We start from the raw sequence: 24,567 nt of genomic DNA, 5'->3' as shown, positions 1-24,567 counted from the left end.
CCCGTGGGGCAGCCCCGCATTCGATAGGGGTGAGCCGGCGCGCAAACGTGCTATTGCCGCGCCGAATGTTATGTGAACCGACGTTCTTTGAATCGGCCTGGACCTGAAGATCGATGATCAGCTCACCCCTCATGACCGTCATGGTCGACGCCGTGCGCAAAGCGGCCCGCGGCCTCAAACGCGACTACGGCGAGATTGAGAACCTCCAGGTCTCACGCAAAGGGCCCGGAAACTTCGTCTCGGCTGCCGATCGCAAGGCCGAGGAAGTCCTCAAGGATGCCCTGATGAAGGCGCGTCCAGGCTACGGGCTCATCCTGGAAGAGTCCGGCAATGTCGAGGGCGCGGACAAGAGCCACACTTGGCATGTTGACCCTCTCGACGGCACCACGAACTTCCTTCACGGCATCCCGCACTTCGCCATCTCCGTCGGGCTGGAGCGCGAGGGACAGATCGTCGCCGGCGTGATCTATGATCCGGCCAAGGATGAACTGTTCGTAGCCGAGCGTGGGAAGGGTGCTTATCTTAACAACCGTCGCCTCCGCGTCTCCGGGCGCACTGACATGGCCGATGCCCTTGTCGCCTACGGCTCACCCTATCTTGGTCGCGGCGACCATCCGAAGCTCCTGCGGGAGGTCGCCGCCGTGATGGCCGTCACCGGAGGCGCTCGCCGCTTCGGATCGGCCGCTCTCGATCTCGCCTATGTCGCCTGCGGCCGCTCGGACCTATACTGGGAGCGCGATCTACAAACCTGGGACATCGCTGCGGGGATCATCCTAGTGCGTGAGGCCGGCGGCTTCGTTACCAGCGCCGATGGTGGCGCCGAGCCGCTGGCAGCCCGTTCGGTCGCTTGCGGCAACGAGATTCTACACGGCGAGCTCGTGAAACTCCTACGCCGCGCCAACGCCTGAGGGGCGCGTCTTCGCCTCCAATCTCCTCGACAAGGGCTCCCCGATGGAAAGCCGCCGCCACATTGCGTTGAAGGACTCGATCCGGTCCATCCCGGATTACCCGAAGCCCGGCATCGTATTTCGCGATATCACCACCCTGCTCAGCGACCCGCGCGCGTTCCGTCGGGCGGTCGATGCGCTGGTGCATCCGTATGCGGGGGGACGCATCGATCAGGTCGCGGGTATCGAGGCGCGGGGCTTTATTCTTGGAGGGGCGGTCGCGCACCAGCTTTCGTCCGGCTTCGTCCCGATTCGAAAGAAGGGCAAGCTACCACATACGACAGTATCGATTGCCTACGCCCTCGAGTACGGCACCGACGAGATGGAAATCCACGTTGATGCCATCAAGCCGGGCGACCGGGTGCTTCTGGTGGATGACCTGATCGCCACCGGCGGCACAGCCTGCGCGGCTGTGAACCTGCTGCGTCGGATTGGCGCTGAAGTGGTGGCGGCCTGCTTCGTCATCGACCTACCGGAGATCGGCGGCGCTCAGAAGCTACGGGACCTTGATGTGCCGGTGCGGACCTTAATGGAATTCGAGGGCCATTGAGCGGTCGCGAGCCCCACACTTGTCTTTGGGGCTCGGGATTGTCTGACCGCGGGGCAGTCGGGAGAGGATACAGAGCCTCTCCGGACCCATCGTTCACCTCGACCCGACCCGCCCCGCCGTTGGCCAGCCTCTTCCTGCGAAGAAGAGGCTTATGAGGGCGCTACGCCGCCAAGCTGGTGAAGAGTCCACGTCCGTCGGTCCCACCGACGAGGTCCTCTACGAAGTTCTCCGGGTGCGGCATCAGGCCGAGTACGTTCAGGTTCTCGGAGTAGATGCCAGCGATGGAATTTAGCGAGCCGTTGCGATTGGCGTCCACCGTGAGGTTGCCCGCAGCGTCGGAGTAACGGAACGCCACCCGTCCATCGCCTTCGAGGCGCGCGATCGTTTCTGGGTCTGCAAAGTAGTTGCCCTCGCCATGGGCTACGCAAACGTCGATGACCTGATCTTTGGCGTAGGCTGACGTGAAACGGGTATCGGCGCGCTCCACCCGGAGCAACTGCCGATGACAGATGAAACGCCGGTCAACGTTCCGCATCAGGACGCCGGGCAGCAGGCCAGACTCGCACAGGATCTGGAAGCCATTGCAGATGCCAAGCACAAGGCCACCCCGCGCGGCATGCGCGCGGACGGCGTCCATCGCGGCAGCGCGGCCGGCGATAGCACCGCAACGGAGGTAGTCACCGTAGGAAAACCCACCTGGCAGCACAGCGAGATCGGTGCCGGCCGGCAGGGCTGTATCCGCGTGCCAGACCTTAATGACCTCGGCACCGGATTGGGCCAGGGCTCGGGCCACGTCCGCGTCGCGATTAGAGCCCGGGAAAACGATGATGGCGGCGCGCATCAGGCGATCTCGATGACGTAGTTCTCGACGACGGTGTTGGCGAGCAGCTTCTCGCAGGCGCTTTTCAGCGTCGTTTCTGCGGCCGTGCGGTCTTCCCCCGCGACCTCGACGTCGAAGACTTTTCCTTGGCGAACGCTGTCGATACCCGATAGCCCGAACGATGTCAGGGCCGCTTCGATCGCCTTGCCCTGCGGGTCTAGCACGCCGGTCTTAAGGGTGACGATGATGCGTGCTTTCATGGGTTCGAACTCGTCTAGTGTCGGGGCATCCAGCCGATAATCGGGAAATGCCAAGCAAGCAACGCGAAACGGCCCCGGAGGGGCCGCGCGTAGAGGTCGAAGGCGTGATTTCCGCTCAGCGCCTAATGGTTTCTGGTCCGCGCAGTGGCTCAATGCTCGTCGCGCGTCGCCATAGTTGTAGCATCACCCAGGCGGCGAAGAGACTGAACAGCGCCATCAGAACATGGCCTACCGTGTCACCAAGATCGAACAGACCGGCCAAAGCCCAGCCGGCTGCGATGGCCACGGCGAACACCTCCGTGCCGACGAGAACCATCATGCTCAGGATGGTGACGAAATTGCGCGTGTTCACAGGAGTGTCACCCCGTTGCCAACTTCACGCCCAGGAAACCCGGCGTTGAAACGATGAAGGGCGGCGTAGCGCGAACCGAACCGGTTGCGCAACGTCGCCCTTGTTTTCCCCAGACGTCAGCGCGGAGCGCGCTTGGCCAGGATACGCTGGAGCGTCCGGCGATGCATGTTCAGGCGACGCGCCGTTTCAGAGACGTTCCGTCCACAAAGCTCGTAGACGCGTTGGATGTGCTCCCAGCGCACCCGGTCCGCCGACATCGGGTTCTCGGGCGGGTCGGCTCGCTCGCCGGGCTGCGCCATGAGTGTCCCGTGGATCTCATCGGCGTCGGCTGGTTTGGCCAGGTAGTCAAACGCACCGAGTTTCACGGCCGTTACGGCCGTTGCGATATTGCCGTAGCCAGTCAGAATGACCCCTCGTGCATCCGGTCGACGCTCCTTGAGCCGAGCGATGACGTCGAGCCCATTGCCATCGCCGAGCCTCATATCGATGACTGCGAAGGCCGGCGGACGAACATCGACCATCGAGACGCCTTCGGCGACACTCTCAGCAACCTGTACCTCGTAGCCTCGCATCTCCATGGCACGGGCTAGACGCGTCGAGAAAGGCTTGTCGTCATCGACGATCAGCAGCGAACGATCGTGGAAAGCGGCCAGGGGATCATTGTCGGCAAGCTGAGCGATATCGGCACTCGGCGCCGTTGTTCCAGTCTGCGTCAGCATCCGACGCTCCTCCGTAGTTCACGAACCAACTTCGATTGGGTTCTGCTCTGGTCGTTATATAGGTGTCGCACCTGTTTCCGTCAGGGGTTGCCCACTACTCAATTGCGCATGATCGACCGCCAGCGCGCCTCGCTCGAAGATGTGACGCGCCCAGCTGACGCGGACCACCGCGCCTGTCGCCTCGTGTTGAGAGACATTTGACAGTGTTAACTGAGCTCCGGAGCGCTCGATCAGCGTCTTGGCAATGAAAAGCCCGAGGCCGAGACCGGCGCCGGTGCTGTCCGGGCTGCGTGAGCGATCCGGGCTTCGTGTCGTCACGTAGGGCTCGCCGGCCCTCAGCAGGACCTCGCTCGAGAAGCCTGGGCCGTCGTCCCGAATCTCTAGCCAAACCCGTTCAAGGGTCCAGCGCGCCTCGATGATCACCCGCTCGGTGGCGAAGTCGACGGCGTTATCCACGATGTTGGCCAACCCGAACATCACTCCCGGATTGCGCCTGCACGCAGGCTCCCGACCTTCGCCCTGGTTCGAGACGTCGAGGATGATGCCCATGGCACGCTGCGGCTCGACGAGCTCCTCCACGAGGTGGCTGAGGCTGACAGTCTGGAGGAAGCCGGCCTCATCACTATCGAGGGACGTCAGCTTCGAAAGAATGCCACGGCAGCGATCGACCTGATCACGTAGGAGCGCCAGGTCCTCCCGCACAGAGGGGCTGGCCGTCGTCGCCAACTGACGGGTCAGTTCCTTTGTCACCACCATGATGGTCCCAAGCGGCGTACCGAGTTCGTGGGCGGCGGCGGCAGCGAGCCCATCGAGCTGCGACAGGTGTTGCTCCCGGGCCAGCACCAGTTCCGTGGCGGCCAGGGCCTGCGCGAGCTGACGCGTCTCCTCCGCGACTTTCCAGGCATAAACCCCCGTGAAGGCCGTCCCGAGCAGGATCGCGGTCCAGATGCCCGAAATGTACAGGAAGGGCAGTTCCAGCCGCCCATCGGCAAACCAAGGCAAGGGGCGGTGCACGAGGGCGAGCAGCGTCGCGAGACCGATCGCCAGGAGACCGAGCGCGAGGGTGCGCTCGGGCGGCAGGGCGGTGGCCGAGATTAGCACCGGGGCGAGGAACAGCAGCGAGAACGGGTTCTGCAATCCGCCGGTGAGGAAGAGCAGAGCGGCGAGCTGGATGATGTCGAAGGCGAGGAGCAGGGCGGCGGAATCGTCGCTGAGGCGGTAGCTCGCGGGAAAGCGGATGCGCAGCGCGAGGTTCAGCCAGGACGAGGTGGCGATTACGAGGAAGCACCACCCGAAGGGCAGTGGCAGGCCCAACCCGAATTGCGCCCCGACCACCGCCGCGCTTTGGCCGGTGATCGCGAGCCATCGCAGGCGCACGAAGGTGTCGAGACGCAGGTGCCGTGCGTCGCGGACGAAGCCGTTGGTGCTCATGTCGATCATATCAGGGGAACGATAGGGCCCGGCTGTCTCGCGTCTATCCCTCCAGGTTCCAACATCCGCTCTTGTCGACATCGCTTTTGCGCTAAATCGAGCGGATCGCATCCGCGCAAATCGATGCGGAGTGCCGTGCCGACGGCGGATTTCGTAGGCGACCCTCGGAAGCGACGTCGACAAAAGGGGGGAATGGTCCGTGAACTTGTCCTATCTCTGGTACGAGGCCGCCCGACTGATGACGACGCCGGCGCGACTTGTCGCCGACGTCGCACGGCACAGCCTACAAAACCCCGCCAATCCATTGGCCTACTCGCCCTATGCCCGCTCGATAACGGCCGCCTGCGAGATGTTCGAGCGGGTCACCCGGCGCTACGGCAAGCCGTCTTTCGGCATCCTCAGCACCGATGTTGACGGCACGAGCGTTCCGGTGAGTGAGCGTGTGGTCTGGGAGCGGCCGTTCTGCCGTGTGATCACCTTCGATCGAAGCTTCGTGCGCGGCCCCACTGCGCCACAACCGAAGCTGCTCATCGTCGCGCCAATGTCGGGCCACTACGCCACGCTCCTGCGCGGCACCGTGGAGGCCATGTTGCCCGATCACCAGGTCTTCATCACCGATTGGGCTGACGCCCGCATGGTGCCGATCGGGGTTGGACGGTTCGATCTGGATTCCTACATCGACTACCTCATCGACATGTTCCGGGACCTCGGACCGGAGCTGCACGTCATGGCCGTGTGTCAGCCGGCCGTGCCGGTCCTGGCGGCGGTCGCCGTGATGGAGGCACAGGGCTACGCGCCAGTGCCGCAAACGATGACGCTGATGGGAGGTCCCATCGATACGCGGCGTTCACCGACAGCCGTCAACTGTGTGGCGCAGGAGCGCGGGACGGCCTGGTTCGAGCGCAACTGCATCACCACCGTGCCTGCCGGCTATCCCGGCGTCTGGCGCAGCGTCTATCCGGGCTTTTTTCAGCTGTCAGGGTTCATGGCGATGAACCTCGACCGCCACGTGAACGCTCACGCCGAGATGTTCGACCACCTTGTGACGGGGGATGGCGATTCGGCGGAGAAGCATCGCGAGTTCTACGATGAGTATCTCGCGGTGATGGATCTGACGGCAGAGTTCTACCTCCAGACGGTGAAAACGGTTTTCGTCGATCACGCCCTGCCGAAGGGATCGATGATCCACCGCGGGGCTCGCGTCGACCTCGGCGCGGTTCGCACGTGTGCCATTCTCGCCATCGAGGGGGAAAACGACGACATTTCCGGCGTCGGCCAGACCCAAGCGGCCTTAGACCTCACGCCGAACCTTCCCCCGGAACGGAAAGCGTATCATTTGCAGCACGGTGTCGGCCATTACGGCGTGTTCAACGGGTCGCGCTACCGCACCACCATTGCACCCCGGATCGCCGCCTTCATTCGCCAGATGGGCAATCTTGAACGGGTCGAAGCGGCGATCACCCACCGGCCGGAGCCCGACCTGTCTGAGGCACCGGTGTGAGGACGGAGGCGTCCGCGCCAATGGCGAAGGCGGGCGACAGCGGTTAAGCTGGCGGGATGCGATTGGCGTTGTTGCGCGGGGCGGACCCGGATCACCTCGACATCCTGCACGAGGGTGAGACCCTTCGCGTTCTGCTGCGTCGCCGGCCGACCGCACGCCGGCTCACCCTGCGCGTCTCGAGTGCGACCGGAGAAGTCGTCATGACGCTTCCGACGCGCACCTCGATCGGTGTTGCCCGGACCTTCGCCGTGAGCCACGGAGGATGGATTGCGGCACGGCTCGCCCGCATGCCCGAGCGTGTGCTGTTCGCGGCGGACGCCGTCCTGCCGATCCGGGGTGTGCCTCACCGGGTTCTGCATCGTGATCGTCGAAGCGGACTCACCCGGCTCGAGGTGCTTGCCGCGGAGCCCGTCCTATCCGTTGCCTGCGACGCGCCGCACATCGCGCGGAGGATCACGGATTTCCTGCAGCGGGAAGCCCGGCGCGATCTGACCGAGGCGGTGGCGCGCTACACCGAGAAGCTGGGACAAGGGCCGACGCGCATCACCCTGCGCGACACGCGGAGCCGTTGGGGCTCCTGCACGGTGCGTGGCGAGCTGAATTTCTCCTGGCGGCTGATCCTCGCGCCGCCGATGGTGCTCGATTATCTCGTGGCGCACGAGATGGGGCATCTCCGGGAGATGAACCACTCGACACGGTTCTGGACTCTGGTGGGGTCGCTCTGCCCGCATGTGGACGAAGCCGAGCGTTGGCTGAAACGCAACGGCGCCACCCTCCACCGTTACGGCTGAGGTCGTCTCAGCCGCGGACGCGAAGCGCCCGGCCGCGAACGACCTGCTCGGCCGGCCAGGTCGGGCGGGGATCGACATCGCCCGGGTTCAGGGTGCGCGGCGCGACGCTGTCGCAGACCTCGCGCTGGCGCAGGATCACCGGCTGGCCGAACTCGTCCCGACGACGGATGATGCCCCCATCGCGGCAAAATCCCGCGATCTCGGCCGAGCTTCCGCCACGGCGACCGCCCGGCGTGCGTGCCACCGGACGGTGCTCGATCACGAGGGGACCGTCCCGGTTGAGGGAGCGCTCGATATAGGTGGTCTCGCCGACGGGAAGCGGCTCTGCGACGGCCGGACCGGTGAGAGCGAGGGTGGCGAGGAGGAGGGGGGCGCGCAGTCGCATGGATCGGTCCGTTGTCGGGCAAGCGTGGCTGTCAGCACTAGAGGCTGTACGCGCGGCGCGATAGTCGGTTCCCGCAGGCCGGCCTTCGCTTGACATGCGATGGCCCAGCATGGTCGGAACACCCGTGTTTTCCGTTAACGGTTCGCGGGGCGGCGGGCCATGCGAAAGGGTCGACGCGTGGGGTTTCGAGGAATGGCGCAGCTTGCACGCGGCCTGGTCGCCCGGGGCGTCGCGGTCGGCCTGCTCGCTGCGGGAATCCTGCTCGCCGGCTTCGGGCCCGAGGGTGCAGCCGCCCAGGGGATGGTTCGGAACACGTTCGGCGACTGGCAGCTCCGGTGTGAGACACCGGCAGGCGCCAAGGCCGAACAATGCGCCCTGGTGCAATACCTGGCTGCCGAGGACCGGCCGAACCTCACGCTGGTCGTGATCGTCCTGAAGACGGCCGACAATCGGGGCTATCTTCTGCGCGTGGTTGCGCCGCTCGGGGTCCTGCTGCCGTCCGGCCTCGGTTTGAAGATCGATAAGACCGATGTGGGCCGCGCCGGCTTCGTCCGGTGTCTGACGACGGGCTGCGTCGCCGAGGTCGTCATGGATGATGGCCTGATCAAGCAGTTCAGCGGTGGGGCGCAGGCCACCTTCATCGTGTTCCAGACGCCGGAGGAGGGCGTCGGCATTCCTCTGTCGATGAAGGGATTCGCGCAGGGCTTCGATAGCCTCAAGTGATGGCCCCCGCGGGGGTGCGGGTGCGACGGACGGTGCGAAGAGAGCGGGATCTCGGCATGTATCTCAGCATGATGACGGGCCGGCAGCGGTTCGGGCTCCTCCTGGCGGCAACCCTCGCGGCGAGCGGCCTCGGGATCGACGCCACTTTTGCGGAGGAGGGTAACTTCTTCACGAACATGCTGAAATACGGCGGAACCTCGGTGCCGCCGTCGCAGCCGGACGATGCCGATCCGCCCTATTGTCCGACGGTGGCGGTTCCGGAAGGGGGGGCGGCGCTCCAGAGCTATACGGGCCGGGCCGGAGACGGCAGCAGCCTTCGACACCAGGTGACGATCGGTCGTCTCGCCCGGGAATGCGCCAAGCTTCAGGACGGCTCCGTCTCGGTGAAGGTCGGCGTCGAAGGGCAGGTGCTTCTGGGTCCCGTCGGGAAGCCGGGTCGCTTCGATGCACCGGTCTCCATCAGCATCAAGGCCGGCGACAAAGTCGTGCAGTCGCGGGTTCACCGCGTGGCGGTCACGGTGCCCGCGGGGGCGGCGCAGGGCCTGTTCTCCTTCGTCGAGGACAATCTCGTCGTCCCGGCGGCGATGGCCCGCGACTACGACATCGAGGTGCGTCTCGGGGCTGCGCCCCAGAAGGCTGCGCCGCGGAAGACGAGGAAGCCGGCGGTCGCTGCCACGTCGGAGGATCGGGTGGCGGCGCCCGCAACGGATGCCGCCGAGTGAGCTTTGAGCCTGCGCAGGTGATGTCCTGACCGCATCCGGACGCTCCGTCGCCTTCTCGCTCGATGCTACGGATGATCCCCTCTTCGACCGCCGGCTTCGCCTCGCCGAGAACGGGCGCGGCTGCTGGATCGTCTCGATCTATCGCGCGAATCCCCGGGTTCGTCCGCTGCGGCCGCTGCTGCGCCTGACCCGCGACGACGGTCGGCGCGAAGTTTTCGTCCTGCCCGGGACGGGGCAGGGGGCGGCCGAGTGGCTCGGCTGGCTTCCGCCGGATACCGCGGCGATCGACCTCGCCACCGACGGACGCAGCGGCTTCGTGCTGGAGCGGGTCGGCCTGCGTTCGGAGGCGAGCGTGTTCGCCGAATGCCTGCGCGTACGCCCACTCCGGGCGATGTCCGCTTTCTATCAGAGGCTTAGGCGAAACGAGCGGCGCACCCGCGACATCCTTCGGGGCAGTTGCGGCGTGACCCCGATCGCGGATTTCGCGGACTGGGCGCGCCACCGTGCCCGCGCCGACGCGACTCCGGTACCGGCGGGGCCGGCGGTTCGGCTGGTGATGCCGGCCGGGCCGGCGGACGGCGAGCGGGTCGCGGCGACAATCGCGAGCCTGAAGGCCCAGCGTGACGCCGCCTGGCGCCTCGTCGTGGGCTGGTCGGACACGGGGCTCGCTGTCGCGGAGGACGATGCGCGGATCGAGCAGCACGTCTGGGCGGCCTCGGCCTGCCTCGGCGATTTCCTGAATGATGACAGCGCGTTGATGGTGCTGGCCCCGGGCGATGCTCTCGATCCGGACGCCCTGGCGATCCTGGTCCGCGCGCTGGCGGAGCCGGATCGCCCGCAGATGGTCTACGCGGATTCCCGGGTCGAGGGCTCTGACCCGAGACCGGCGCTGAAGCCGGACTGGAGTCCGGACCTGGCCCTGACCACCGCCTATCCCGGGACGCCGACCCTCTATGCCGGGGGCCTGCTCGAGCGACTGAGGACTCGTCCGCTCGGAGCGCCGGACGGGTTCGCCCTCCGCCTCGGGTTGGCCGCCGTATACCACGTGGGTTTCGACGAGGTCGCGCATGTCCCGCGTGTTCTCGCCCGCGCGGCGCCTCCGCCGCCAGATTCGGCCGAGCGCCACGCGGCGATTCTCCAGACTCACCTCAACGAGACCCGCCGTCCGGCGCGGGTCGAGGCGAACCCCACCGGGTTCGATCTGCTCTGGGCGTTGCCCGAGCCGCCGCCGCTCGCCAGCGTGATCATTCCGTCGCGGGACCGCCTGGAGCTGATCCGGGTCGCCGCCGACGGGGTGCTCAACGGGACGGACTACCCGGCGATCGAGCTCGTCATCGTCGATAACGGCTCGACCGATCCGGACGTGCTCGCCCATTACGAGACCCTGCGGCAGGATTCGCGGGTCCGTATCCTGTCCTATCCGGGGCCGTTCAATTTCTCCGCGATGATCAATGCCGGGGTGGCCGGGTCGCGGGGGGCGGTGGTGGTCCTCCTCAACAACGACGTCGCGGTGCTGCGCGAGGATTGGCTCACCGCTTTGGTGCGCCAGGCCTGCCGGCCGGAGATCGGCGCGGTGGGCGCCAAGCTCCTCTATGCCGACGGGACGCTGCAGCATGCCGGCGTGGTGGTGGGCCTCGGGGGGCGGGCCGGGCACATCCTGCGCCGGCGGCCGGCCGATACCCCAGGAATGCTCGGCCGGATGCGGGTCGCCCACGAGGTCTCGGCCGTCACCGCGGCTTGCCTGGCGGTGGGGCGGGCCAAGTTCGACGCGGTCGGGGGCCTCGACGCGGACGCCTTCGCGGTGGATTTCAACGACGTCGATTTCTGCCTGCGCCTCAATGCGGCCGGCTACCGGACGATCTGGACGCCGCGCGCCGTGATGGCCCACCTCGAATCGACCAGCCGCGGACCCGCCGTCGGGGCGGCGCGCTTGCGCTTCGAGCAGGAGGCCGACCGCTTCGTCGAGCGCTGGCGCGACACCATCCGGCACGATCCCTATTACCACCCGGTGCTGTCGCTGACGACGTTCGGGGAAGACCTTGAGTAGGAGGGCCGACGCCGCGCTCGCCTTCGCGGGCGTCGCCCGGCATCCGGTCTGGCTGCGTTGGGGCCGTGCCGCCGCGCTCCTGCTCCGGCATCGGGGGGAGGGGCTGGCGATCCTGCGGGCGCGGCTGGCGGGCAAGCGCGTCCGCGCCGGCCAGGCGGCGGCCGCCCTGTTCGGCCTCAATCATGCGGGACTTCTCTGCGGCCCGGCGGCGCAAGGCCGGCTCCTGCAGGCGCCGGCCGCCGGGGGCGCTGCGGGGCCACGCGACACCGTCGCAGTCCTGACGCTCGCGGACCTGGCATCCGCGGACCTGACATCCGCGGACCTGGCATCCGCAGACTTGGCGCAGGGTCGTCCGTCGGAGGCGTCGCGCGCCGGTGCCGAGATTCTCGTGCTCACGGCGCCGGGTCATGCCCTGCTGCCGGGCGCACCCGCGATCCTGGCCGAGGCCTTCGCCCGGAGCCCGGCGCACCAGCTCGCCTACGGCGATGCGCTCCTGGGGTCCGAGACCGGGCTCGCGATGCCGCTGCTGCGTCCGGCCTTCGACCCCGACTACGCCTGCGCGGTGGCGTATTGCGGCCCGGTGCTGGCGCTCCGGGCCTCGGCCCTCGCCGCCGTCACCGAGCGGGAGGGGCCGGTGACCGATGCCCTCGACCTCATCCTGAGGGTGGCGGAGCGGTTCGGGCACGGGGCGATCGGGCACCTGCCGCGCCTGCTCTCCCGCAGCGACGCGGCCTCCACCGGGATGCCAGATCCGGCGGCGCGGGCCGCCACCCTGCGCCGGGCCCTCGACCGCAGGGGCGACCACGCCGTCACGATCCAGGTGGAGGCGGACGGCGTGCTGACGCTCGCGCACCCGCTGCCGCAGGCGCGCCCCCGCGTCAGCCTCATCGTGCCGACCCGCGACCGGGTCGACCTCCTGCGGACCTGCATCACCAGCCTGGTCGGGTGTACCGACTGGCCGGAGCGGGAGATCCTGATCTGCGACAACGACAGTCGCGCGCCCGAGACCCTGGCGTATTTCCGGGAGCTGGAGGCGGCGGGCATCGCACGAATCGTGTCCTGTCCCGGCCCGTTCGACTTTGCCGGCATGAACAATCGGGCCGCGGCCGCGGCGCAGGGGCAGGTGCTGGCCTTCATCAACAACGACGTCGCGGCCCTGCACCCGGACTGGCTCGAGCGGCTGGTACGCGAGGCCCTGCGGCCGGATGTGGGCGCGGTCGGCGCCAAGCTCATCGACGGGCGGGGCCGCATCCAGCATGGCGGCGTGCTGCTCGGGCCGGGTGGCCTCGTCACCCATGCGCACCGATTCTTCTCCGGAGAGGCGCCGGGCTACCTGGCCGGCCTGCGGGCGACCCGCGCGGTCGCGGCGGTCACGGCCGCCTGCCTCGTGGTGGAGGCGCACAAGTTCGCGGCGGTCGGAGGCTTCGATGCGGCGGCCTTCGCGGTCGACTTCAACGATGTCGACCTGTGCCTCCGCCTGAACGCGGCCGGCTACCGCACCCTGTTCGTGCCGGGGGCGGTGCTGCGCCACGACGAGGCGGCGAGCCGGCGCTGGACGCCCGCCGCGCAGGAGCGCCACCGGCGCGAAGTCGCGGCCTTTCAAGACCGATGGGGGCCGCTGCTCGCGCAGGACCCCCATTATCACCCGGGGTTCGACCCCGATCTCGGCACCTATGCGCGGCTGCGTCCGGGCTGGCCGGAGGCGGGGCCGGTCGATCTGCGGTGAGCCTCTCGCAGGCTGCCGGATACGGGAACCCGCGCGCAGCACCCCGTCACCCCGGGGCCGCGCCGCGGAGCCCGGGAGCCGGACACGCAGCGCGTGCCGGAGGTGACGCCGTCGGCGGCTCGGGATCGCACGCCGCTGCGCGCCCCTTGCGGGTCCCGGGCGCGCCGGCGGCGCCCCGGAATGATGGCGCCGGACGACCCCTGGGTTCAGGCGTCGCCGTCGGTCGAAGACCAGCCGGCGCGGGCCGGAGAGACCCGCGGGGCCGGCCGGTCCTTTACTGGACGAGGCGCGGGCCGCCCGTCTGGACCTTCTCGTTCTCGGACATGATGCCGAGGCGCTTGGCCACCTCGGTATAGGCCTCGATCAGGCCGCCGAGATCCTTGCGGAAGCGGTCCTTGTCGAGCTTGTCCGACGACTTGATGTCCCAGAGGCGGCACGAATCCGGGGAGATCTCGTCGGCGACGACGATGCGCATCATGTCGCCTTCCCAGAGGCGGCCGGTCTCGATCTTGAAGTCGACGAGGCGGATGCCGACGCCGAGGAAGAGCCCGGACAGGAAGTCGTTGACCCGGATGGCCAGCGCCATGATGTCGTCGATCTCCTGCGGGGTCGCCCAGCCGAAGGCGGTGATGTGCTCTTCCGACACCATCGGGTCATTGAGCGCGTCGTTCTTGTAGTAGAACTCGATGATCGAGCGCGGCAGCTGCGTGCCTTCCTCGAGGCCGAGGCGGGTGGCGAGCGAGCCGGCGGCGACGTTGCGCACCACCACTTCGAGCGGGATGATCTCGACTTCGCGGATCAGCTGCTCGCGCATGTTCAGGCGGCGGATGAAGTGCGTGGGCACGCCGATGTCGTTGAGGTGCTGGAAGACGAACTCGGAAATCCGGTTGTTCAGCACGCCCTTGCCGTCGATGACATCATGCTTCTGCGCGTTGAAGGCGGTGGCATCATCCTTGAAGTGCTGGATGAGCGTTCCCGGCTCCGGACCCTCGTAGAGGACCTTCGCCTTGCCCTCGTAGATGCGACGGCGGCGGTTCATAGGCGTGTACCGTGGTTTGAGGAAGTCCATGGGCCGTGACTCCTTGCGAGCGAACGATGCGGAATCCGCGGCGTGGCGGCCTGTGGGTGGGGCCGGGCCGAGAGACACGTCGTACGTCGAAAGCCTCCGCGACCGTGGCGCAAACTACCCGAAGGCGGCTGGCAGCACAACGCGCTGGCCGGATGGGACCCATGCCGTCCTGGGAGGACACCGGTGATAAAGCGGTGTGCGGGTCGGGGGCAAGGGGACCGGGCCTCGCGGACCGGGCCTTCAGGACGGGGCCTTCAGGACCGGGCCTTCGTGAGGACTGAGCCTTGGCGCGGGTTGCGCCTTGGCGCGAACCGAGGCTTCGCGCCGACCGGACCTCGGAGCGGAACGGCTCAGCCCCGTCCCGGCGAGCGGGCGGGCGGCTGTCGGTGGGCCGGCTCGTCCGGCCGGGTCACGGGGCGGCCGTCTTGGCCGGGAAGCGGCACAGGTCGGCGATCGGGCAGCGGTAGCATTCGGGCTTGCGCGCCTTGCAGATGTAGCGGCCGAACAGGATCAGCCAGTGATGGGCGTTGAGCCGGTAGGGCGCGGGTACGATGGCCTCCAGCCCGGCCTGGACCTTGTCGGTGGTGGGGGCGACCACCAGCGGAATCCGGTTGGAGACCCGGAAGATGTGGGTGTCGACCGCGATGGTCTCCTCGCCGAAGGCGACGTTGCGGACCACGCTGGCGGTCTTGGCGCCGACGCCGGGCAGCACCTCCAGCGCCGCCCGGGCGCTGGGGACTTCGCCGCCATGCTCCTCCACCAGGATGCGCGACAGGGCGATGACGTTCTTCGCCTTGGTGTTGAACAGGCCGATGGTGCGGATGAAGTCGCGCACCCGCGCCTCCCCGAGGGCCAGCATCGCGGCCGGCGTGTCGGCGATGGCGAAGAGCGGCGCGGTGGCGAGGTTGACGCTGCGGTCGGTGGCCTGGGCCGAGAGCACCACCGCCACCAGGAGGGTGAAGGGGTTCTCGAACTCGAGTTCGGCGCGCGGCTCCGGGTTGGCCGCGCTGAGCCGCGCGAAGATCTCCGCCACGGTGTCCGGGCCCACGGGGTCCGGCGTGGCGGGCGCCGCTGCGACGATCGGCGCGGCGAGCCGCGCGGAGATCGGCGATTTCCGTGGTTTGGTCGGCTGTCGGCTGGGCATCCCTGCGTTATATTCCTCGCATGGCGAGCGGCAATGACCACGTCCCTCCGATCGGCCGGCATCCGGACGGCCTCGATCCCGACAGCATGGATCGGCCTGTCTTCCAGGCCACCATCCGGCCGCACCAGTCCCTGGGGCCGGACGGCTTCCGCAACGTCATGATCGGCTGCTGCGCCGTCTCCCTCGTCACCTCGATCGCCTGCGTCCGGGCCGGGTTCTGGCCCGTGGCCGGGTTCTTCGGCCTCGACATGCTCGCCCTCTACGTGGCGCTGAAGGCGAGCTTCCGGCGCGGCCGCTCCTTCGAGGAGGTGATGATCACCCCGATCGAGGTGATGCTCGCCCGGGTGACCCACCGGGGCGAGCGCCGGGAATGGCGCTTCAATCCGCTCTGGACCAAGCTGACCCGGGTGGAGGACGACGAGTACGGCATGCAGACCCTGACCCTCGAATCCCGCCGGGAATTCGTGGTGGTCGCCCGGGACGCCTCGCCGCCGGAGCGCGAGGTCATCGCCGACGGCCTGACCCGTGCCCTGGCGCAGGTGAAGAAGGGCTACTGACGGGGGCCGAGCCTCGAGGCCCGGGGGCGCCGGTGTCACGGCAGGGCAGGGCCTGTCCGGTCGGAGCGATTCACAGGGGCATGAGCGGATGAGGCGCCACAGTTTCGCGCAACGGGCGCTTTCCGCCTCCCTTGTCGTGGCCGCCCTCGCCTTGGCCGCCCCCGCCTTGGCTGCCCCCGCCTTGGCCGCACCGGCGGATGCGCGCGTCACCGTCCGCTTCGTCGCGCCCGAGCGCTACACCGACGCCGACGACCGCTACGGTTCGGGGCCCGGCCTGCGGGGCACCCTCGCGGAGATCCGGCGGATCATCGCGGCGTCCGCCCTGCGGGTGATGGGACCGGACGAGACCCTGTCCGTGGATGTCCTCGATATCGACCGGGCCGGCTTCGTCCGCCCGGACCTGAACAGCCCCTCGGGCCTGAGGATCGTCAGCGACGCGACCCCGCCGGCGATCCGCCTGCGCTACGACCTGCGCCGCGGCGGCCGCCGGATCGCCGGGGGCGAGGAGCGCCTGACCGACATCAACTTCCTGTTCGGCGCCCGCGCCGCGGCCGCCGGCGGGAGCTTCGGCTACGAGGAAGCCCTCCTGCGCGACTGGGCCCGCAGCCGGCTGTCCGCGCCTGCCGGCGGCGCGGGGCCGCGCCCGGACTAGGCCGGCTTCAGGCGGCTTCGTCAGCTCCGTCGTCCCCAGACATGACCAAAGCGTCATGTTGCCGCCAGGGTCGTGCAACCCACGGCTGCCCATGGTCCGGCTCATCGACCCAGCGCGGAGGGATGCGGCATGAGCGTTGCCGGACAAGGCGGTTTCGCGAGGACGGGCGAGACCCTATCACTCCGTCCCATGCGTCTGCTCATCATCGAGGACGACCGCGAGGCGGTCGCGTACCTGATCAAGGCTTTTCGCGAGGCCGGTCACATGCCGGACCAGGCCTCCGACGGCCTCGACGGCTACGCCCTGGCGCAGGAGGGCGATTACGACGTGCTCATCGTCGACCGCATGCTGCCCAAGCTCGACGGCCTGTCGCTGATCCGCTCCCTGCGCGAGCAGGGCGTGACCACGCCGGTGCTGATTCTCTCGGCCCTCGGGCAGGTGGACGACCGGGTGAAGGGCCTGCGGGCCGGGGGCGACGACTACCTGCCCAAGCCCTACGCCTTCTCCGAGCTGCTCGCCCGGGCCGAGGTGCTGGCCCGCCGCCGGGCCGGGCCGGGCACCGCCGCCGAAGCGACCGCCTACCGGGTCGGCGACCTCGAACTCGATCGCCTCTCGCACCGCGTGACCCGGGCCGGCCAGGAGATCGTGCTGCAGCCGCGCGAATTCCGCCTGCTCGAGTACCTGATGCGCCATGCCGGCCAGGTCGTGACCCGGACCATGCTGCTGGAGCACGTCTGGGACTACCATTTCGACCCGCAGACCAACGTCATCGACGTCCACGTCTCGCGCCTGCGCGCGAAGGTCGACAAGGATTTCGAGCACCCGATCATCCACACCGTGCGCGGCACCGGCTACGTGCTGCGGGTCGACGAGGCGCGGGCACCGGGACCGTCGGCGTGAGGCGCAGCGTGAGGCTCAGGCCGTGACGACTCTCGACGACGCCCCGGCCGGGCGCCTCGGCAACCTGTTCCGCACGACGGCCTTCAAGCTGTCCTTCGCCTACCTGGTGGTGTTCGCCACCTTCGCGCTGCTGGCGCTGGGCTACGTCGCCTGGAACGCCAGCCGCGCCCTCGACGACCAGATGGTGTCCACCATCGAGGCCGAGATCAACGGCCTGTCGGAGCAGTACAAGGTCGGGGGCCTGCGGCGCCTGATCTCCGCGGTGGAGCGGCGCGCCGGCGAGCCCGGGGCCTCGCTCTACCTCGTCACCAACGCCGCCGGCGAGCGCATCGTCGGCAACATCGACGCCCTGCCCACCGGGCTCATCGTCGATCCGGGCCAGACCGAGGCCAACTACGCCCGCATCGGCGGCGCGCAGAACCTCGAGCACCGGGCGATCATGCAGATCTTCGTCCTGCCCGGGGGCTTCCGGCTCCTCGTCGGCCGCGATGTCGCCGAGCGCGACCGGCTGCGGGCGGTGATCGGACGGACCTTCGGCTCCTCCGTGGGGCTGGTGATGGTGCTGGGCGTGATCGGCACCTGGTTCATCGCCAGCCGGGTCCTGAGGCGCGTCGACGCCATGACGGAGACCACCCGCCGGATCATGGCCGGCGACCTCGACGGGCGCCTCGCGGTGGCGGGGACCGGCGACGAGCTCGACCGGCTGGCCCACAACCTCAACGCCATGCTGGAGCGGATCGGCGAGCTGATGCGCGGCCTGCGCGACGTCTCCGACAACATCGCCCACGACCTCAAGACGCCCCTGACCCGCCTGCGCAACCGGGCCGAGGAGGCCCTGCGCACGGCCGAGACGCCGGACGCCCTGCGGGCGGCGATGGAGGGGGTGATCGAGGAGAGCGACGGCCTGATCCGGATCTTCAACGCGCTCCTGATGATCGCCCGCCTGGAGGGCGTGAACGCCCGCGAGGATTTCCAGACCTTCGACGTCGCCGCCGTGGTCCAGGCCGTGGCCGAGCTCTACGAGCCCCTGGCCTCGGAGCAGGGCCTGGCGCTGCAGGTCGAGACCGAGGGCGCGCCCCTGACCCTGCGCGGCAGCCGGGAACTGATCGGACAGGCGCTCGCCAACCTGATCGACAACGCGGTGAAGTATGGCGGGCCCAGCGGCGAGATCCGGCTCAGCGCCGCGCGGGTCGGCGACGCCGTGCGCCTCGGCGTGGCCGATTCCGGGCCGGGCATCCCCAGCGAGGCCCGCGGCCGGGTGCTCGACCGCTTCGTCCGGCTGGAGGAGGCGCGCTCGCGGCCGGGCTTCGGCCTCGGCCTCAGTCTCGTCAACGCGGTGGTGCGCCTGCACCAGGGCACGCTGGCGCTGGAAGACCATGCCCCCGGGCTCTCCGTCGTGATAACCCTGCCGGCCGGAGATCCGACGGGAGGGTAGGGCATGAACCAGGCCGCCGACGCGCAACGCCGCAGTCTCCGGGCGCGCCTGTCCGCCGCCCCGGTCCTGTCCGATCCCGACGCGGCCGCCGCGCGCCTCGCCGCGGTTGCGCCCGCGTGGCCGGCGGGCTTCCTCGACGTCCCCCTGCGCGCCCTGCTCCTCGGCCTCGCCGACCATTCCGCCTTTCTCTGGCAGCTGGTCGCCCGGGCCCCCGACCGCCTCGCGGCCCTCGTGGAGGCCGAGCCGGAGGCCGCCCTCGCGGCCGTCATCGCCCGCCAGCGGACGGCCGGGCAGGCGCCGGACCTCGACGCCGTCGCGCGCGCGCTGCGACAGAACCGGGCGGAGCACGCGCTCCTGGTGGCCCTGGCGGATATCGGCGGGCTCTGGCCCCTGGCCACGGTGACCCAGGCCCTGTCGGACTTCGCCGACGCCTCGGTACGGGCCGCCGCCGACGCCATGCTGCTCCAGGCTTCGGCCGCCGGGCGCTTCCTGCCCCGCGACGCGGCCGAGCCGCAGGCCGGCTCCGGACTCATCGTCCTGGCCCTCGGCAAGCACGGGGCGGGCGAGCTCAACTACTCGAGCGACATCGACCTCGTGGTCTTCTTCGACCCCGAGACCGCCCCCCTGAAGGCCGACCTGCCGCCGACGCCGTTCTTCAGCAAGCTGGCGCAGGGGATGGCCAAGCTGCTGCAGGAGCGCACCGCCGACGGCTACGTCCACCGGGTCGATTACCGCCTGCGTCCGGACCCGGGCTCGACCCCGGCGGCGCTCTCCCTGAATGCCGCGTACGTCTATTACGAGAACCTCGGCCAGAACTGGGAGCGGGCGGCCTACATCAAGGCGCGGGCGATCGCCGGCGACATCCCGGCCGGGGAGGCGTTCCTGGCGAACCTGCGCCCCTTCGTCTGGCGGAAATACTTCGACTTCGCCTCCATCGCCGACGTGCACGCGATGAAACGCCAGATCCACGCGGTGCGCGGCCACGACACGATCGCGGTGGCGGGCCACGACATCAAGCTGGGACGCGGCGGCATCCGCGAGATCGAGTTCTTCGTCCAGACCCAGCAACTCGTGTTCGGCGGGCGTCGGCCGGAGCTGCGCGGGCGCAGCACCGTCGCCATGCTCGACGGCCTGACCCGCGACGGCTGGATCGACGCCACCGCCCGCGACGACCTCACGGCGGCCTACGACTTCCTGCGCACCATTGAGCACCGCCTGCAGATGCTGCGGGACGAGCAGACCCAGCGCCTGCCGAGCGAGGCCGACGAGCTCGCGCGCTTCGCCCGCTTCGCGGGCTTCGACACGCGGGACGCCTTCGAGGCGGCCCTGTTCCACCACGCCCGCCGGGTGCAGGGCCACTACGCCCTGCTGTTCGAGGCCGAGCCCGACCTGTCCTCGGAGGTCGGCGACCTCGTGTTCAGCGGCACCGGCGACGACCCCGCGACCCTGGCGACCCTGACCAAGCTCGGCTTCCGCGAGCCCGAGCGGGCGGTGGAGACCGTGCGCGGCTGGCATTTCGGCCGGCGCCCGGCCGTGCGGACGCCCCGCGCCCGCGAGGTGCTGACCGAGCTGGTGCCGGTGCTGATGCAGGCGCTGGGCGGCACCGCCCACCCGGACGCCGCCCTCGACACCCTCGATCGGGCCTTCGCCCGGATGCCGGCGGCCCTCGAACTCCTCACCATCCTGCGCTCGAACGAGCGCCTGCGCCTGCTCTTCGCCGACCTCCTCGGCACGGCGCCGCGGCTCGCCGAGACCGTCGCCTTCAGCCCGCACGTCCTCGACGCGGTGATCGACCGGGATTTCGCCGATGCCGGCACGGATGCCGAGGCCCTGGCGCAGCAGGTCCGCGCCCGCCTCGGACAGCCGAGCGACCATGAGGACTTCCTCGACCGGGCCCGCGATGCCGCCCGCCAGCTCCGCTTCCTCACCGGGGCTCGGCTCCTCTCGGGCATCCTCTCGCCCGAGGAGGCCGGCCGCGCCTTCGCGGGCATCGCCGACGCGGTGATCGCCGTGACGGTGGAGCGGGTCTCGGCGAGCTTCTTCGCCGAGCACGGGGCGGTGCCCAAGGGACGCCTCGCGGTGCTCGGCCTCGGGCGCCTCGGCGCGCGCCAGCTCACGGCGGATTCCGACCTCGACCTCGTGCTGGTCTACGACTTCGACCCCGACGACCGCACCAGCGCCGGCCCGAAACCCCTCGACGCGGCGGTGGCCTACAACCGCCTGGCCCAGCGCATCGTCGCCGCCCTCACGGTGCCGACCCGGCGCGGCCATCTCTACGAGGTCGACCTGCGCCTGCGCCCCGGCGGGGGCCAGGGCCCGGTGGCGGTGCAGTGGCGCAGCTTCCGCAGCTACCATTCCGAGGAGGCGGAGCTCTGGGAGCACATGGCTCTGACCCGCGCCCGGGTGGTCGCCGGCGACGCGGGCCTCGGCGCCGAGCTCGAGGGCGAGATCCGCGCCATCGTCGCCCGCCCGCGGGACCCCGCCGAGGTCCGGCGCGCGGTGCGGGAGATGCGAAGCCTCGTGGAGCGGGAAAAGGGGCATCGCGGCCCCCTCGACCTCAAGCTCGCCCCCGGCGGCCTGCTCGACCTCGATTTCCTGGCCCAGGCCCTGGTGCTCGGTCAGGCCCATCGGCGACCGGACCTCGTCGGCCTCGGCGCCTGCGCGGTGTTCGCGAAGGCCGCCGATCACGGCGACCTCGCCCGGCCTGATGCGCAAAGCCTGCTGGACGCCTATCGCCACTTTGACGACGTGCTGCACTGGCAGCGCCTGATGGTGGAGGGCGACCCGGCCGAGGCCTCGCCCGTGGCCCTGGCGCGCCTCGCCGTCGCCATGGGCGCCCCGGATTCGGGCCGGCTGATCGCGCAGCTGGACGAGGCGCGAACCGGGATCCGGGCGCTGTTCGAGCGCCTGATGGCGGGGTGAGGACAGGGGGCGGGCCGAGGCCCTCCGCCCGGGACCAGCGTTCGTGCGAGACGAGAGACATCGTGTAAGCGGCGGATCGTTCCGACGCTCTGAGGCGCTCCGTCCCGGCAGGGCGATCGCCGTCCGCCGCGGGGTTCCGGGCCGACGGGGTGCCGCACGCGGATCTCGTGCCTCGACTGCGGTCGCGAGCGGACGTTTGCCGATGGCACCGCACCATCATTCCCGGGTGCCGCAGGCGAGCCCGGACTCCCGAACCGCCGACGCTGGATCAGTCCTGCATCGCCGGTGTGTCTGGATCCCGGACGCCGCTGCGCGGCTCCGGGATGACCTCGTGCGGCGCGCGGGCCTTCGACGCGCCGACCGGCCTCTTCGATCCCCCTGCCGGCAGGGGGCGCCGCCCCGAAAACCTCAGACCGGCTCCGTCACCGCCTCGGGCGGGCGCGGGGTGGCGCCGGCAGCGTCGCGGAGGGAGGCGACGGTTTCCTGGGCGGCGTCGGCCACGAGGTTGCGGCGGTTCTCCGCGGTGGGGATCGGCATCCGCACCATCACGATGGTGCCGAGGCCTTCCTGGGAGCGGATGCGCAGGGCGCCGCCATGCAGCTCGGCCATCGAGCGCGCGATGGCGAGGCCGAGGCCCGAGCCCTTGTGGCTGCGGGTGAGGTTGGTCTCGACCTGCTGGAACGGCGCGCCGAGGCGGCGCAGGGCCGATTTCGGGATGCCGATGCCGGTATCCTCGACGTAGATGTGGACGTTGGCCCCGGCCGGCCGCGCCTTGATGATGATGCGGCCGTCGCCGGCGGGGGTGAACTTCACCGCGTTCTGGACGAGGTTGGTGAGGATCTGGTGCAGGGCGCGCTCGTCCGCCAGCACCGTCAGGGCCTCGACCACGTCCACCGCGATGGTCAGGGACTTGGCCCGGGCCGCTTCGCCCACGAGCTTCAGGGTGCCCTCGATCGCCCCGGCCACCGCGATCTCCCGCGGGGCGAGCTTCACCGTCTGGGCCTCGATGCGCGACATGTTGAGGATGTCGTCGATGACCGAGAGCAGGTAGTCGCCGCTGGTGCGGATGTCGCGGCAGTAATCGGTGTAGCGGGGCGAGCCGAGGGTGCCGTAGACCTCGCTCTCCATCAGCTCGGCGAAGCCCATGATCGCGTTGAGCGGCGTGCGCAGCTCGTGGCTCATGTTGGCGAGGAATTCGGACTTGGCCTGGTTGGCGCCCTCGGCCTGCGCCTTCTGGTCGAGGTAGCGCTCGGCCAGGTCGGCGAGCTGCTGGGTCTGGAGCTCCAGGGTCCGGCGCGAGCGCTTCAGATCGCGCACGGTCTCGATCAGCTCGCGCTCGGACTGGACCAGCTGCTCCTGGTGGCGCTTGAGGCTGGTGATGTCGGTGCCCACCGAGACGTAGCCGCCATCCTTGGTGCGGCGCTCGCTGATCTGGAGCCAGCGCCCGTCGGTGAGCTCGGCCTCGAAGGTGCGGGCGGTGGCGCCGCTCGGCTCCAGGTCGCGCAGCTCGCGCCGGACCGGCGGCAGCACGCCCCGCCCCATGATCTCGGCGTAGCGCCGGCCCGGGATCGCATCCTCGGGGCTGAGGGCGTGGAGGTGGCGGAATTTCGAGTTGCAGAGGACGAGGCGGTTGCCGGTGTCCCAGAGCACGAAGGCCTCGGAGATGGCCTCGACCGCGTCGCGCAGGCGCATGTCGGCGGTGGCGTTGAGCTCGGCGAGGTTGCGCTGCTCGGTGACGTCGAGGGCGATGCCCACGAGGTGGCGGCCGCCGTCGATGGTGTCCGGCACGATCTCGGCCCGCATCCGCATCCAGACCCAGTTGCCGGTGGCGCCGCGCACCCGGAACTCGTGGTCGACGGTGGACTGGCTGGCCGCGAGGTGGCGGGCCAGGCTGTAGAGGTCGCCGTCGTCGGGATGCACCAGGGCGTTGACGTCGCCGAAGGACAGGAACTCGCGCTCGCGGTGATAGCCCAGCAGCGCGTACATCGAGTCGGACCAGTAGATCCGCCCGCGCGGGATGTCCCAGTCCCAGAGGCCGCAGCGGCCGCGGCCGAGGGCGGTGTCGAGGCGCTGCTTGATCTCCTCGCAGACCCGGTCGACGGCGTAGGCCCGGCGGGTCTGCAGGGCATAGGCGATGCCGGTGCCGATGATGACCAGGGCGGCGGCGCCGAGGAGGATCGCTTGGTTGCGCATCCGCGTGGTCCAGGCGGCCGTGATGTCGGTGAGCGGCTGGAGCACCGCGACCTGGCCCCGCCCGCCGGGCAGGTTGCGCAGGGCCGCGATCACCACGGAGCCGTCCGCCAGGGTCACGGTCATGACGCCGGCGCTCTCGCCCAGGGTGGAGAGCGCCTGCATCTCCCCGAGATGCTGGGTCAGGGTGCGGCGCGGGCCGGGCAGGGGCGGATTGGCCGCCACGATGACGTCGTTGGGGGAGATCAGCAGGATCTGGCGGCCGGCATGGAGCAGGCCCGGCGGCAGCAGCGCGCCGAGGTTGCGGTGGGCCGCCTCGCCCTTGGCCTCGCCGTCGATGTCGACCCCGGCGAAGGCCGCCGCGGCCAGGCGGGTCACCGCCTCCACGTCCGTGGTGGCCGCCCGGATCACCTCCTCGCGCTGGGCCTGCAGCAGCATGGCCGCCACCGCGCCGAGGCAGATCAGGAACGTGGCGAAGAGCGCCGGCAGGGCGAAGCGCAGCCAGGTCTCGGCACGCACGAAACGGACATGAGCGGCGTGTTGGGGCCGGTGGATGCCAAGAATCGTATCCGCGCGCGCGGAGAGGGAAGCGGAATCCGCCTCCAGCATGGACTAACTCCGCCGTTGGGATTTGGGCACCGGGAAGGCGGGTCGCCCGCTTTCCGAATCGTATACGATTCAACATTTCCGGTGGGGTTTTGTCCACGCGTTTTTTCCGGCCACG

Annotated in this window: 22 protein-coding genes; 13 read left to right on the top strand and 9 right to left on the bottom strand. The window is 69.6% G+C overall.

What is annotated here, in order from left to right; genetic code table 11:
• The first annotated feature begins 113 nt into the window (after positions 1-113).
• Together ASF58_RS17445 and ASF58_RS17440 are read left to right on the top strand one after the other, a co-directional pair.
• Positions 114-908, top strand: a complete 795-nt coding sequence (locus tag ASF58_RS17445) for an inositol monophosphatase family protein (protein ID WP_055955245.1) — start codon at positions 114-116, stop codon at positions 906-908.
• Positions 909-951: 43 nt separating this feature from the next.
• The gene (locus ASF58_RS17440; protein ID WP_055955242.1) at positions 952-1,497 is read left to right on the top strand and encodes an adenine phosphoribosyltransferase; all 546 of its coding nucleotides are present in this window, start codon (positions 952-954) and stop codon (positions 1,495-1,497) included.
• A 160-nt stretch (positions 1,498-1,657) separates the two neighbouring features.
• Here the strand turns inward: ASF58_RS17440 and purQ are convergent, their stop codons facing one another.
• From purQ to ASF58_RS17415, 5 genes are all read right to left on the bottom strand, one after another.
• Complete coding sequence (purQ, locus tag ASF58_RS17435; RefSeq protein ID WP_055955240.1) at positions 1,658-2,338, bottom strand: phosphoribosylformylglycinamidine synthase subunit PurQ; 681 nt, start codon at positions 2,336-2,338, stop codon at positions 1,658-1,660.
• Positions 2,338-2,577, bottom strand: coding sequence for a phosphoribosylformylglycinamidine synthase subunit PurS (gene purS, locus ASF58_RS17430; protein ID WP_055955237.1), 240 nt, complete (start codon positions 2,575-2,577; stop codon positions 2,338-2,340). Before purS ends, purQ begins: the two co-directional genes overlap by 1 nt.
• A gap of 115 nt (positions 2,578-2,692) precedes the next feature.
• A complete protein-coding gene (locus ASF58_RS17425) occupies positions 2,693-2,929 on the bottom strand; it encodes a hypothetical protein (RefSeq protein ID WP_055955233.1) in 237 nt (78 codons plus the stop codon).
• A gap of 116 nt (positions 2,930-3,045) precedes the next feature.
• Positions 3,046-3,648, bottom strand: coding sequence for an ActR/PrrA/RegA family redox response regulator transcription factor (locus ASF58_RS17420; protein WP_055955230.1), 603 nt, complete (start codon positions 3,646-3,648; stop codon positions 3,046-3,048).
• Positions 3,649-3,702: 54 nt separating this feature from the next.
• On the bottom strand, positions 3,703-5,088 hold the full coding sequence (locus tag ASF58_RS17415; RefSeq protein ID WP_055955228.1) for an ActS/PrrB/RegB family redox-sensitive histidine kinase: 1,386 nt from the start codon (positions 5,086-5,088) through the stop codon (positions 3,703-3,705).
• Positions 5,089-5,278: 190 nt separating this feature from the next.
• Here ASF58_RS17415 and phaZ point away from each other — a divergent pair, with 190 nt between their 5' ends.
• Entirely contained in the window at positions 5,279-6,580 is a 1,302-nt protein-coding gene (gene phaZ, locus ASF58_RS17410) for a polyhydroxyalkanoate depolymerase (protein WP_055955225.1), read from the top strand.
• Positions 6,581-6,636: 56 nt separating this feature from the next.
• Entirely contained in the window at positions 6,637-7,371 is a 735-nt protein-coding gene (locus ASF58_RS17405) for a SprT family zinc-dependent metalloprotease (protein ID WP_055955222.1), read from the top strand.
• Between the two features lie 7 nt (positions 7,372-7,378).
• Here the strand turns inward: ASF58_RS17405 and ASF58_RS17400 are convergent, their stop codons facing one another.
• A complete protein-coding gene (locus ASF58_RS17400) occupies positions 7,379-7,756 on the bottom strand; it encodes a hypothetical protein (protein WP_055955219.1) in 378 nt (125 codons plus the stop codon).
• A 192-nt stretch (positions 7,757-7,948) separates the two neighbouring features.
• Between ASF58_RS17400 and ASF58_RS17395 the strand changes: the two genes are divergently transcribed.
• The 4 genes from ASF58_RS17395 to ASF58_RS17380 all read left to right on the top strand — a co-directional run bounded on the left by ASF58_RS17395 (position 7,949) and on the right by ASF58_RS17380 (position 12,974).
• Positions 7,949-8,479 (top strand): invasion associated locus B family protein, encoded by a 531-nt coding sequence (locus ASF58_RS17395; protein ID WP_103708712.1) that lies wholly within the window; start codon positions 7,949-7,951, stop codon positions 8,477-8,479.
• A 56-nt stretch (positions 8,480-8,535) separates the two neighbouring features.
• Positions 8,536-9,201, top strand: a complete 666-nt coding sequence (locus tag ASF58_RS17390; RefSeq protein ID WP_244477373.1) for a hypothetical protein — start codon at positions 8,536-8,538, stop codon at positions 9,199-9,201.
• Between the two features lie 463 nt (positions 9,202-9,664).
• The gene (locus tag ASF58_RS17385) at positions 9,665-11,248 is read left to right on the top strand and encodes a glycosyltransferase (RefSeq protein ID WP_244477372.1); all 1,584 of its coding nucleotides are present in this window, start codon (positions 9,665-9,667) and stop codon (positions 11,246-11,248) included.
• Between the two features lie 52 nt (positions 11,249-11,300).
• Complete coding sequence (locus ASF58_RS17380) at positions 11,301-12,974, top strand: glycosyltransferase (protein WP_244477381.1); 1,674 nt, start codon at positions 11,301-11,303, stop codon at positions 12,972-12,974.
• A gap of 274 nt (positions 12,975-13,248) precedes the next feature.
• Here the strand turns inward: ASF58_RS17380 and purC are convergent, their stop codons facing one another.
• On the bottom strand, positions 13,249-14,043 hold the full coding sequence (gene purC, locus ASF58_RS17375) for a phosphoribosylaminoimidazolesuccinocarboxamide synthase (RefSeq protein WP_055955211.1): 795 nt from the start codon (positions 14,041-14,043) through the stop codon (positions 13,249-13,251).
• Positions 14,044-14,452: 409 nt separating this feature from the next.
• Positions 14,453-15,187 (bottom strand): endonuclease III, encoded by a 735-nt coding sequence (gene nth / locus ASF58_RS17370; RefSeq protein ID WP_055955209.1) that lies wholly within the window; start codon positions 15,185-15,187, stop codon positions 14,453-14,455.
• 20 nt (positions 15,188-15,207) lie between these two features.
• Between nth and ASF58_RS17365 the strand changes: the two genes are divergently transcribed.
• The 5 genes from ASF58_RS17365 to ASF58_RS17345 all read left to right on the top strand — a co-directional run bounded on the left by ASF58_RS17365 (position 15,208) and on the right by ASF58_RS17345 (position 21,653).
• Complete coding sequence (locus tag ASF58_RS17365; RefSeq protein WP_055955206.1) at positions 15,208-15,744, top strand: DUF2244 domain-containing protein; 537 nt, start codon at positions 15,208-15,210, stop codon at positions 15,742-15,744.
• Between the two features lie 88 nt (positions 15,745-15,832).
• On the top strand, positions 15,833-16,396 hold the full coding sequence (locus tag ASF58_RS17360; protein WP_055955204.1) for a DUF3016 domain-containing protein: 564 nt from the start codon (positions 15,833-15,835) through the stop codon (positions 16,394-16,396).
• Between the two features lie 189 nt (positions 16,397-16,585).
• Positions 16,586-17,296 (top strand): response regulator transcription factor, encoded by a 711-nt coding sequence (locus tag ASF58_RS17355; RefSeq protein ID WP_055955201.1) that lies wholly within the window; start codon positions 16,586-16,588, stop codon positions 17,294-17,296.
• A gap of 22 nt (positions 17,297-17,318) precedes the next feature.
• Entirely contained in the window at positions 17,319-18,731 is a 1,413-nt protein-coding gene (locus ASF58_RS17350; protein ID WP_055955198.1) for an ATP-binding protein, read from the top strand.
• A gap of 3 nt (positions 18,732-18,734) precedes the next feature.
• Positions 18,735-21,653 (top strand): bifunctional [glutamine synthetase] adenylyltransferase/[glutamine synthetase]-adenylyl-L-tyrosine phosphorylase, encoded by a 2,919-nt coding sequence (locus tag ASF58_RS17345; protein WP_055955195.1) that lies wholly within the window; start codon positions 18,735-18,737, stop codon positions 21,651-21,653.
• Between the two features lie 408 nt (positions 21,654-22,061).
• Here ASF58_RS17345 and ASF58_RS17340 read toward each other — a convergent pair whose 3' ends face one another.
• Entirely contained in the window at positions 22,062-24,452 is a 2,391-nt protein-coding gene (locus tag ASF58_RS17340) for an ATP-binding protein (RefSeq protein WP_055955192.1), read from the bottom strand.
• Positions 24,453-24,567 lie beyond the last annotated feature (115 nt).

Source organism: Methylobacterium sp. Leaf125 (genome assembly GCF_001423085.1).
Lineage (GTDB): Bacteria > Pseudomonadota > Alphaproteobacteria > Rhizobiales > Beijerinckiaceae > Methylobacterium.
Note: the sequence above shows the minus strand (reverse complement) of the source record. Positions and strands in the feature narration are given on the sequence as shown.

Excerpts from the sequence above, each read along its gene's own strand:
- nth (WP_055955209.1), bottom strand. The coding sequence starts at position 15,187 with ATGCCCAGCCGACAGCCGACCAAACCACGGAAATCGCCGATCTCCGCG.
- ASF58_RS17390 (WP_244477373.1), top strand. The coding sequence starts at position 8,536 with ATGTATCTCAGCATGATGACGGGCCGGCAGCGGTTCGGGCTCCTCCTG.
- ASF58_RS17365 (WP_055955206.1), top strand. The coding sequence starts at position 15,208 with ATGGCGAGCGGCAATGACCACGTCCCTCCGATCGGCCGGCATCCGGAC.
- ASF58_RS17395 (WP_103708712.1), top strand. The coding sequence starts at position 7,949 with ATGGCGCAGCTTGCACGCGGCCTGGTCGCCCGGGGCGTCGCGGTCGGC.
- ASF58_RS17355 (WP_055955201.1), top strand. The coding sequence starts at position 16,586 with ATGCGTCTGCTCATCATCGAGGACGACCGCGAGGCGGTCGCGTACCTG.
- purC (WP_055955211.1), bottom strand. The coding sequence starts at position 14,043 with ATGGACTTCCTCAAACCACGGTACACGCCTATGAACCGCCGCCGTCGC.
- ASF58_RS17440 (WP_055955242.1), top strand. The coding sequence starts at position 952 with ATGGAAAGCCGCCGCCACATTGCGTTGAAGGACTCGATCCGGTCCATC.
- purQ (WP_055955240.1), bottom strand. The coding sequence starts at position 2,338 with ATGCGCGCCGCCATCATCGTTTTCCCGGGCTCTAATCGCGACGCGGAC.
- ASF58_RS17340 (WP_055955192.1), bottom strand. The coding sequence starts at position 24,452 with ATGCTGGAGGCGGATTCCGCTTCCCTCTCCGCGCGCGCGGATACGATT.
- ASF58_RS17415 (WP_055955228.1), bottom strand. The coding sequence starts at position 5,088 with ATGATCGACATGAGCACCAACGGCTTCGTCCGCGACGCACGGCACCTG.
- ASF58_RS17345 (WP_055955195.1), top strand. The coding sequence starts at position 18,735 with ATGAACCAGGCCGCCGACGCGCAACGCCGCAGTCTCCGGGCGCGCCTG.
- ASF58_RS17420 (WP_055955230.1), bottom strand. The coding sequence starts at position 3,648 with ATGCTGACGCAGACTGGAACAACGGCGCCGAGTGCCGATATCGCTCAG.
- ASF58_RS17405 (WP_055955222.1), top strand. The coding sequence starts at position 6,637 with ATGCGATTGGCGTTGTTGCGCGGGGCGGACCCGGATCACCTCGACATC.
- ASF58_RS17360 (WP_055955204.1), top strand. The coding sequence starts at position 15,833 with ATGAGGCGCCACAGTTTCGCGCAACGGGCGCTTTCCGCCTCCCTTGTC.
- ASF58_RS17445 (WP_055955245.1), top strand. The coding sequence starts at position 114 with ATGATCAGCTCACCCCTCATGACCGTCATGGTCGACGCCGTGCGCAAA.
- ASF58_RS17400 (WP_055955219.1), bottom strand. The coding sequence starts at position 7,756 with ATGCGACTGCGCGCCCCCCTCCTCCTCGCCACCCTCGCTCTCACCGGT.
- purS (WP_055955237.1), bottom strand. The coding sequence starts at position 2,577 with ATGAAAGCACGCATCATCGTCACCCTTAAGACCGGCGTGCTAGACCCG.